9 protein-coding genes are annotated in these 9,681 nt (G+C 40.7%); 1 reads left to right on the top strand and 8 read right to left on the bottom strand.

The window, feature by feature from the left end; all coding sequences use genetic code 11:
* Positions 1–59: 59 nt before the first annotated feature.
* From PG418_RS18665 to PG418_RS18645, 5 genes are all read right to left on the bottom strand, one after another.
* Positions 60–2,171 (bottom strand): penicillin-binding transpeptidase domain-containing protein, encoded by a 2,112-nt coding sequence (locus PG418_RS18665; RefSeq protein WP_498837856.1) that lies wholly within the window; start codon positions 2,169–2,171, stop codon positions 60–62.
* A 130-nt stretch (positions 2,172–2,301) separates the two neighbouring features.
* Complete coding sequence (locus PG418_RS18660) at positions 2,302–4,023, bottom strand: lysozyme family protein (RefSeq protein ID WP_368276619.1); 1,722 nt, start codon at positions 4,021–4,023, stop codon at positions 2,302–2,304.
* 25 nt (positions 4,024–4,048) lie between these two features.
* A complete protein-coding gene (locus PG418_RS18655; RefSeq protein WP_055290354.1) occupies positions 4,049–4,456 on the bottom strand; it encodes a DUF6075 family protein in 408 nt (135 codons plus the stop codon).
* An 81-nt stretch (positions 4,457–4,537) separates the two neighbouring features.
* Entirely contained in the window at positions 4,538–6,877 is a 2,340-nt protein-coding gene (locus PG418_RS18650; RefSeq protein WP_368276618.1) for a VirB4-like conjugal transfer ATPase, CD1110 family, read from the bottom strand.
* On the bottom strand, positions 6,858–7,250 hold the full coding sequence (locus tag PG418_RS18645; protein ID WP_055194706.1) for a PrgI family protein: 393 nt from the start codon (positions 7,248–7,250) through the stop codon (positions 6,858–6,860). Before PG418_RS18645 ends, PG418_RS18650 begins: the two co-directional genes overlap by 20 nt.
* Positions 7,251–7,331: 81 nt before the next feature.
* On the opposite strand from PG418_RS18645, the gene PG418_RS18640 reads away from it, so the two are divergent.
* A complete protein-coding gene (locus PG418_RS18640; protein WP_118660298.1) occupies positions 7,332–7,712 on the top strand; it encodes a hypothetical protein in 381 nt (126 codons plus the stop codon).
* A 28-nt stretch (positions 7,713–7,740) separates the two neighbouring features.
* On the opposite strand, the gene PG418_RS18635 is transcribed toward PG418_RS18640, so the two are convergent.
* The 3 genes from PG418_RS18635 to PG418_RS18625 all read right to left on the bottom strand — a co-directional run.
* Positions 7,741–8,577, bottom strand: coding sequence for a VirB6/TrbL-like conjugal transfer protein, CD1112 family (locus PG418_RS18635; RefSeq protein WP_055194710.1), 837 nt, complete (start codon positions 8,575–8,577; stop codon positions 7,741–7,743).
* Positions 8,578–8,660: 83 nt separating this feature from the next.
* The gene (locus PG418_RS18630) at positions 8,661–9,026 is read right to left on the bottom strand and encodes a hypothetical protein (RefSeq protein WP_006426171.1); all 366 of its coding nucleotides are present in this window, start codon (positions 9,024–9,026) and stop codon (positions 8,661–8,663) included.
* Positions 9,027–9,060: 34 nt separating this feature from the next.
* Positions 9,061–9,681, bottom strand: a 621-nt coding sequence (locus PG418_RS18625; RefSeq protein WP_498837855.1) for a type IV secretory system conjugative DNA transfer family protein, incomplete at its 5' end; no start/stop codon positions are given.

Raw genomic sequence — 9,681 nt, 5'->3', positions numbered from 1 at the left:
GAACTATCAATATCATCGCAAATATCTTACATATGTAATAATTCCCCGTAAAAATTTTTTTATTTTTCAAAATATTCCTCCAATACGGTTGCATCTTTTTTAACAACATAACCACTTCCACCGATTCCTTTCACATTCTCAACCATACTGATAAGAAGAATTGGTTTGTCCACGCTTTTATCTGCCGTAAACACCGAAAACCACCCGATTTCTTTGCCAGAAGTATCTTCTTTCGTTGCCTTCAACTCGGCTGTCCCTGTTTTTCCAGCCAGCAAAATATCGTCACGATGTGCAGCATATCCGGTTCCTTCCGGATCATTTACAACACCTTCCACCCCTTGCATAATTTCTTCTACATTTTCTTTGCTAAACGCATTTTCTATCCATGTTTCACCGGATGCTTCTTCTTTGTATTTCAAATACGGTTTTATCATATTCCCTTCATTTAAAAATGAAGTATAAATACTTGCCAGATGTAATGGATTTACAAGAATCTGCCCTTGCCCATAACCACTATCTGCCAATTGTATTTCTGTTTCTATTTTATCTGTATTGGAATATGTTGATTCCTGCATCGCAATCTCAAACGGCATATTCTGATTAAATCCTATTTCATTTAAAGTATTCATAAAATTCTCACTACCTATTTTAAGAGCTGCCTTTGCAAAATAAATATTATCAGAATAGATAATTGCATTTTTCATAATAACCGGTTGATATTCATGAAGTGTTGTCACTTGATAAGATCCCCAAGACGAATCTTTCTGCCATGCCAAACCTTCATTTCCAAAATCTTCTTTTGGATCTATGCTTCCCGTTTTCAACCCAATTCCTGCCACAACTGGTTTAAATGTTGAGCCAGGACACCATGCTTGACGAAAACGATTATATAATGGCTTCTTTTCATCTTCGTTTAATGATGTCCATTTCTCTGATGATAAGCCCCGTATAAATTCATTATTATCATAAGATGGGGTACTTACCAAAGCCAATACTTCTCCCGTATAAGGATTCATTGCGACAGAACACCCCGGATCTTCTTTAAACTGCTCGTATAATGATTTTTGCAAATCGGAATCTATCGTTAATCTTATATCCATACCATCTTCTTTAAAAATACTTGCAAGAACCTCTTTTACTTCCCCATCACTATCCAAAATCTTTATATCACAACCATCTTTTCCTTTTAATTGCTTTTCGTATAACTTTTCCACCCCAGATCTTCCGATTACACTTTCAGCTGAATATCCTTCCCCTGGATGATTTTCCAAATCTTCTGCTGTTACAGACTGTACATAACCAATTAAATGAGCTGCTGCTTCCCCTAACTCATAGGTTCTAACTTCCACATCTGATAGCATAACCCCTGGAATTTCCAAAAGTTTATTCTGACGATCCTGCTCCTCAAGTGTCTTTTCTTCTGGCTGTATTTTCATTAAATCTATTTCTTCTACTTTCGGAATAGTTTCAATTGGTACAAAAGAATCTTCTTTTACCCACTTTGCTGTGAGTTTGTTATTTATTGTTTCTACATCTATCTCTAATAACTCCGCTATTTTTTCAATAGATACATTCCTGTCTTCCAGCTTTCCCGGTATAATGCCAACTGATGTTGCTACTCCTTTTCCTGCAAGCATTTTACCATCTCGGTCTAATATTTCTCCTCTCTCCGCTTTTGATGTAGTAACACTTATTTTATCATCACTCTCTAAATCTGGAAAAATCAAACTATCCTGCCATACTAATTTATATCCCTGTTTCGTTTTCTTCAGTTCTGCCATATTGTCAAATTGTATTGTTCCGGCAATTGTATTACATGATGTTTCATACGAAAGCGTAACTGTATCTGCTTTTTTCTCTTTCACAGTTACATGACTGATTTTGATGTCACTGACCTCTATTCCTTCGTATATCTTAGAATTTCGTTGTATGTACTCTTCTTTTGTCAGATAAACTTTTTCATCTGAATCTATCATAGTGTACATTACTTCATATTCCTTTTTTTCAATATGGTTCATATATTCCATAAGTGTATTTTCTGGTGATTCCGTTATAGTCCTTTTTAATAAAATACCTCCTGAAACAGCAATTACTGTTATAGCCACTATCAGCCCAAAAATCTTACAAGTGTAAGATTTTTGGGTGCTTTGCTTTTTCCGTTTTCTTTTCATAGATACCCCTTTCTTCTAATTATTTTATTTTTCTAAATCTTACACCTGTAATATTTAGAAGTCAAGTCTATTTTTAGGAATTGTATACAACGGATTCAATATTAGACTATCATATTCTTTCTCCTGCCTTTTAATATGCCGGAACACCGTATCCATAGATGTTACTGCTTCCAATACTATAACTCCGTCTTGCCACCTTATCTCCACTGTTTCCTTCAATGGTATTCACTGTTCCACCGCTGACACTCTCCACAATTCCAACGTGGTCAATCGTTCCATTGTTTCCCCAATCAAAGAAAATAATATCTCCTGCCGCCGGGGTATAACTTCCGTCACGGAACCTACCTTTACTTTCAAACCACTTCACACCGTCCGAACAAAGAGAAAATTTCGGAATGACTCCACTCTGAATATAACCGCTCTGGTCTGCACACCAGGACACAAAGCAGGCACACCACTCTACCCGCCTTCCAAATCCATACCAGCTCCAGTAAGTTGTCCCACTTTTCCCTTCCTGCGATGCTGCCACCTGAACGATTGCCTGATTGCCGATACCTGTCGGGATTCTTCCAAATGCATAATACTGAAGCACATGTGGTACATACTGCTTGTCCCCATAACTGCTCCACCCCATTCTCTGTGCCATCATATCGGAAAATTCTGCTGCATTTGCAAGGGTATATCCACCTCTGGCTTTCGCCCATTCCAGATATCCATTTCCATAGTTGTAACTTTGCAATGCCAGTTTAATATTTTCCATATCCAGAGGATTTTTTACTCCTGCACGTTCCAGACAACTTTTTATCTCCTGCACACCACAAGAAATCGAATACTCTGGATCAGTAATTCCATTCGGCTGTTTGGGATATTTTGTATTAAAACTGCCCTCTGAGCACTGCATCGGGTCAAGTCCTCTCCCACCGGATTCCTGCATCATAATCGCTTTAATCAGTTCCACATATTCTCCAATGCCATACTGGTTTGCATATTGCCGGATTAGTGGTTCGTATGCTTCTACTTCTGCACTGACGGAAGAAACCGTACTGGAATTATCCCCACCTGTCATGCATAGAAAACCACCAAATAAAATGACGATAATCAAAATCATAACCGCAATCCAACCACCTGCAGTCAATGCACTCAGTAATGCTTTTGTAGCTTCAATCAACGCTTTTATTGCATGTGTTACCGCTTTTTCTGTCTTTTTCACTGCAATCCTGGTATTCTGTGCAGTCTGCCTTGCTGTCTGCACTGCTTTTTCTGCTTTTTTCATAGAATAATGCATTGCCCGGACAGAAGCATTTGCAGTCTGCTCCGATGTCTTAATGCTGGTCTTTGCCGTCTGTTCTGCAGTCTTGACTGATTTTCCAGATGTCTTGATGGTACCCTTTCCGGTATTCTTTACAACCTGCTCCGATGCTTTCCCGGTCTTAATGGTTCTTTTATCCCGCTCAACAGTCTTGATTTTTTTTACAGCAAGTTTTTTTCCCTGCTCCTGTGCCTTTTCCCCGCCTGAAGGCGGTACTGGTCGGATTTGTTCTTTCGGCTGGTAAACTGTTTCTTCGCCTGCCAAAGAAACAGAAACTTTCTCTTTCTTCCGTTCAATAATCTTTCCTGCCTGTCTACGTACCTGATGCCCTGTTTCGTGAAAGATGCGGTCAGCATACTCGCTGGCCGCATCTTCTGCATAACCTACCGGATTATTCTCTCTATCACTGGATTTCTCCGTCGATTGCATGACAGTTTCTTTTGTTCTGACATAGGAATGTTTGACATGGTCTGTCACCGTAACCGTCTTATCTAATACTTTAATATCCTTATGGACTTGGCGTGTTTTTATCTTACGATCCATCGCTTTCCTCCATTTGAATCTTTATCTAGCGTTCATGATTAGTTTCTTTTTTATTCACCTGTGGAAGTTCCCGGCAGTATTCTGGATACTTTATGCGGATTGCTTCATAAAAATATGGTGCATGACCGCAATCAAACATCTCGTATGGGGTAGACAGACTTTCTTCTCCTTTCTCCACATATCCATTCCACAAGTTAAATGCCAGTCTCGTCAATCGTGCCGAACCGCCTGTCTGCCACCCTTCATGCAGTGCTTCCGGTTTAATCAAACGCTCCTTAAAATCAAACATGCGGTCAACATGATTTCTGGTATCTTCAGAAATTCCCACACAATAGAAAAATGAACTGTAATAACTGTCGTGCTTTCCGCATTTTGCTAACATCTGATAAAAAAACCTTTCGTGTTCCTTTGATGAAAATCTGATTTCTGACATATTTTTCTCCTTTTCCGGCACTAAAAAACGCCACAAATTGTGACGATTTCCGGTGCCATTCTCTTAAATTGATTATTGAAGTTACATTCTTCCTCGGTTGATACTGTCCTCTCCCGGCTTTGTGGTCATCAGTTTATACAACCTTGTATTGGTCGGGAATCTATTGACGAACGGTACAAGCGAACTTCCGTATTTCACCAAACCGCAACCGGCATCTGCATTTGTGATATATCCCATTTGCTCAGTGGAGATATTCAGAAGTGTTGCCAACTTTGCTCTGTCCGGCTCTGCCTGATTAAGCATCACGATATACTCACTGTTGGAAATCATCGTACTTGCAAGAACAGAATCTAACAGATATTCCACGTTCTGGGTAATTGCTGTCGGAAATGCATTACGCTTACGAAATCTTCGCCATGCAGAGTTAAAAAATGCTCCGGAATACTCATTTTCAAATACTACATGAAACTCGTCTAAGAAAATATGAGTTCGCTTTCCCTGTTTCCAGTTCTCTGTTACCCGGTTCAGCATTGCATCAGTGATAACCAGAAGTCCCATGGTCTTTAGCTGCTTTCCTAAATCCAGAATGTCGTATACCATGATACGGTTATTCACATCAACATTACTTTCATGTGCAAATGCGTCCAGACTTCCATTTGTAAATAATTCTGATACCAGTGCCAAATCCTGTGCTTCCGGTTCTTCCTGTTCCAGAAACTTTTCACGCAACACCCGTAAAGTCGGCACTGCTCCGCCATGCTGATATTCCTCATAGACTTCCCCTACACATCGGTCAATAATGGAACGTTCCTTCGCATTGATCCCTTTTTTATCCAACTGCTCAAACAAAGATAAGATAAACTGTGACTTCTCAATTACCGGATCACCGCCATCTCCATATCCGTCTACCATATCCATTGCATTGATGTGGTCCCTGCTTCCTGCAGCAATACGAACCACTTCTCCGCCCATTGCTTCAACCAACGATGCATACTCTCGCTCTGGATCACAAATCAGGATATCGTCCTGCGTTGCCAGTGCCAGGAATACAATCTGCATTTTTGCATTAAAGGATTTTCCACTTCCCGGCACACCTAAAAGGAATGAGTTCGGGTTCAGGAGTTTTTCTTTATTGCACATGATTAAGTTATGGGAGATTGCATTTTCTCCACAATAGATGCCGCCTGCGTCCATAATCTCCTGCACCCGGAATGGCATCAACACTGCCACGCTCTCCGATGTCAGCGTGCGGACTGCCGGAATCTTTCGGTGTCCGATGGGAAGTGCTGTATTTAGTCCGTCCATTTGCTGAAATTTCAAAACTGAAAACTGGCATAACTTTTTCCGTCCAATGGTCAGAAGTGTTTCCGTATCTGCGTCAAGCTGCTTTTTCGATTCTGCAGTATGCACCATAGTCAGTACACCGAACATCATACGCTGGTCACGTGTAGTCAGATCATCCATGAACTCTTTACTTTCTTTTCTCTGCTGTTCCAAGTCATAAGGAATCACTGCGGAAAAGTTATTGTTGGCATTCTGCCGTCTCTGCCAGTTTGTGATATTCGTCTCCACACCAAGCAGACGTTTTTCCACTTCCTGTACTGCTTCATCAGTCGGAACCGGAATCACATCAATGCTCAACATCAGATTCCGATTCATATCGGTCAGTTCTGCTATCATATCGTCTTTGATGTAAGAAGCATACTCACGAAGAAAAAGTACCCTTCCATAACGATCTCCCATGCGGAAATAATCTTTTTCAAATTCAAAAGTATCCGGGCAGATATAATCTTTGAAGCTGTGCCCTTTTCTCATACTCTCCTGAATATCAAAATGGAAACCAGATTCTTCTCCTGTACGGTAAAAATCATGCAGAATCCGTAACTTATCTTCTCCATTTACCTCTGCACATTTGGAACCCAGTCTTGCAAAATGGCTGTTCAGCTCTGTTGTCACTCGCGCAAAATAGGTTCTTGCTTCTTCGATCGTTTTCTTATAGCAGGATACTGTCACATATTTTTCCTGCACCATGCTGTTGGAACTGGTTGCCTTATCTAAAAGCATGTTGTTGTACTCTTTCCGATATAAATCCAGTCCGTCCTCCTGCATCGGAATCAGAATTGCTTTTTCAAAATCCACTTTATTCAAGCGGCGATTATTGATCGTTATTTTTGTTGTTCCACCGCAATCGAACGAATTTAATAAATCCATATATTCCAGGAACATGGTTTCCTTATCTACTTTGCTTGCCACCGCATAGTTGATATCCGTAAATTTATAAGTACGTGCAAATTTATTTTTCCCGATTTTAAATATCCCGTCAGACCAGATGGTCTCGATGGGAATTACCTGCTGTACGCTTCTTGGAATTACAAATTTTTCTTTATCCTGCTTGAAGATATTACTCAGCGTTTTTATCATTTTTCTTGCGTCCCTCCTTCTTCAGACTTTCTTTCTCATATTTTTTAATGACTGGTTCTACTGCATCAAAATAAAGATTTTCTGACCGGAACACCAGTTTTTTCGGCATCAGGATTTCTGATTTAATCCATGCCCAGATAAACTGCTCTGCTGTCATTCCATGGTATTTTACAAATCCAAACACCACACAAGGGGCAGCTTCCAATACACAAATCCAGCTCACTGTTTCCATACTCATGTATGGATGAAGCAAAAAATAAAGCCCGACGGCAATCCCGCAGGCTAATACTGAAAAGATAAACTGTCTCAGGGACAACCCGAAAAAGATTGCCTCTGTGTAATTCCTGATTTCCTTGTTAATTTTTACTTCCAAAACGATACACCTCCAAATCGCACATTTGTTATATTTTTCCTGTTCTGTTACACTTTGGGTAAATGAAAGGGGGACTGACCTATGCCAATCACTGTTATGATTTCACTTGTTGTTACCGTTGCTCTATTCCTGATTTCTCTGCTGTTTCGGATTGCTGCCAGATTAAATCTGACCTTACCGCTGTTATACTTCCTTGCTGTTTCCACGATTCTGAATCCATGGGCAGCAACTCATGAGAAACTTGCATTTGCAATCCTCTATCTGCTGACTGCCTTTTCTGTTCTCAGCTGGATTTTTGCTCTGCGACGCAAATGGCAGGAACATCAATACTACAAAGTTATGAAAGACGATATGTCCTTCCAGATTTCTCGTGCCAGACAAAGAGGGATTCCTTTAGATTCTGTTCATTTTGATTCTCAGGGGAATATGCGGTATAACAATAGCAACAACATTGTAGAATAAATTTTAAGGATGCTTTCGGGCGTCCTTTTTACAATCCCATCATTTCCCTCACTACCCTGTCTGACATCTTCACCGCACCGACCAGTACAAGCATATTGAAAATCAACTCTCCAATATAGCTCCACACCATAGTGACTGCTGCTGCATCTGGATTGACAACTGGCGGTGATGATGCAAACAATGAAAATATAATGCAGGCAAGTACCACGATTGCTCCCTCCAGACACACTGCTGCGTATGACTTCAAAAAACTTCTTCCGATATTCTGACTCGGCTCTCCTGCAAATGAAGATAATGGAATCGGTGCAATCGCTGTGTAAAGATACAATCGAAAAAATCTTCCATATACACTCATAATCATAATGAAGCTCAGAACTGTAATAAAAAGTCCACCGATCAACGTCACCGCCCATAGAGGAATACTTTCAAAAAATCCACAATCTTCTACCGCTTCTATGATTTCGTCCGGTAAAACGGTATCTTCCGTACTTCCAAATCCTGCGGTCTGCATAATCGTACTGGTCACTCCTTGTATGATATTGAATAATGCCATCATCAGCTCCAGTCCATACGTGACTACGCCTTTTGTAATCGCAAAACGGATAAAAATTTTCAATGCATGTTCCGGTCTTTTTACCTCTGTAAAACTTCCACAAGTCTTGACCACTCCGACTACAAAGAAAAGCACTAACAAAGCATAGCCGATTGCCTGCAATGCTCCATGGATCTGCACAATCACCTGCCAGATACCGCCACCCTTAAAGGTTTCCGGTGACTGTGTGAGTATCTGCCAGATTTCTGCAAGTTTGCTGTTCCAGGTATCCAAGGCATTTTGCAAGTTCTGTACTACCCAGTTATCTGACACCTTCTAAACACCTCCTGTCTTAGCCTGGGCGGTGCGATTCCTTTCGGGCCTGCACCGTCCCGTTTCCTTATTTCCTATTCTTCTTAACCTGTAATCAGATTCAGGATTTCTTTTGCAAATGTAATAATAACACCGCCTGCAAGTGTCAGGAATCCATTCGCTCTCTGGCTTGGATCATGAGATTTCAGTGATAAACCGACCTGCACAATTCCAAATCCCAACAAAATCATTCCGATGGCACGAATCAGTCCAAAGATAAACGTGGACAGATTATTGATAACGGTCAGTGGATCGTCTGCCGCAAATACGGTACTTGCTCCTGCTGTCATAATCAGTACCATTGCAATATACACTGCCATGGCACGTTTCATTTTTGCTGTCATTGGCAGCTTCTTCGTTGATTTTGTTGTTTCTTTCTTCTCCTGCTTCTTTCGCATATCTAACTTCATTTTTTTGATAGCCTCCTATATATTTTTCTTGGATTTACTGATATTTCTGAATGATTTCTTCCAGATCTTCATCGGATAATAATTCATAATCTTCCACTTCCAGAGAATCATCTGTGAACTCGCCTTCCAAGCTGTCTCCCAGTGAAATACTTGCCACTGCCCGGTCAACTGCTCCATGCAGATATGGTTTTCCGTTTCCGTCAGTTGTAAGTCCCACATTGGGGTGCTTTAAAATATCAAATTTCTCGTCTAAAATTGGTCTTTCTCCACGAATAAAAAGAATCGCATATCGGTTATCCAACATGCGAACTTCATCGGGTGTCATCAGCTCCCGCCCTGTATTCTGATAATTGGTGGAATAGTTCCCGGAATGTCCCGTTGACTTTCCATAGGTGTTCGTGTCAATCGTTGCCTTGCCAAGAAGTTCGCTGACATATTTATGTGTTCCCTGCTCATTGCCGCCTAAATATAAAAATTCATCACAATTTCCCATAATGCTTTCCCACTGCTTCTCAAACAATGCTTTTAACTGCGCCAGATTCTGCAAAATAATACTGACTGACACTTCCCTGGAACGCATCACAGACAGAATCTTATCGAAGTCATCAGGCAGTGAAAATAGCGATAGGTAAGCCTCTGGCGTTTCCACCTCGGG

This window comes from Bariatricus sp. TF06-38A, assembly GCF_027690675.1.
GTDB lineage: Bacteria > Bacillota > Clostridia > Lachnospirales > Lachnospiraceae > Allocoprococcus > Allocoprococcus comes.
This window is presented reverse-complemented; position numbering and strand designations above follow the sequence as displayed.

Coding starts and splice junctions, on each gene's coding strand:
- PG418_RS18665 (WP_498837856.1), bottom strand. CDS start 2,171: ATGAAAAGAAAACGGAAAAAGCAAAGCACCCAAAAATCTTACACTTGT.
- PG418_RS18660 (WP_368276619.1), bottom strand. CDS start 4,023: ATGGATCGTAAGATAAAAACACGCCAAGTCCATAAGGATATTAAAGTA.
- PG418_RS18655 (WP_055290354.1), bottom strand. CDS start 4,456: ATGTCAGAAATCAGATTTTCATCAAAGGAACACGAAAGGTTTTTTTAT.
- PG418_RS18650 (WP_368276618.1), bottom strand. CDS start 6,877: ATGATAAAAACGCTGAGTAATATCTTCAAGCAGGATAAAGAAAAATTT.
- PG418_RS18640 (WP_118660298.1), top strand. CDS start 7,332: ATGCCAATCACTGTTATGATTTCACTTGTTGTTACCGTTGCTCTATTC.
- PG418_RS18630 (WP_006426171.1), bottom strand. CDS start 9,026: ATGAAGTTAGATATGCGAAAGAAGCAGGAGAAGAAAGAAACAACAAAA.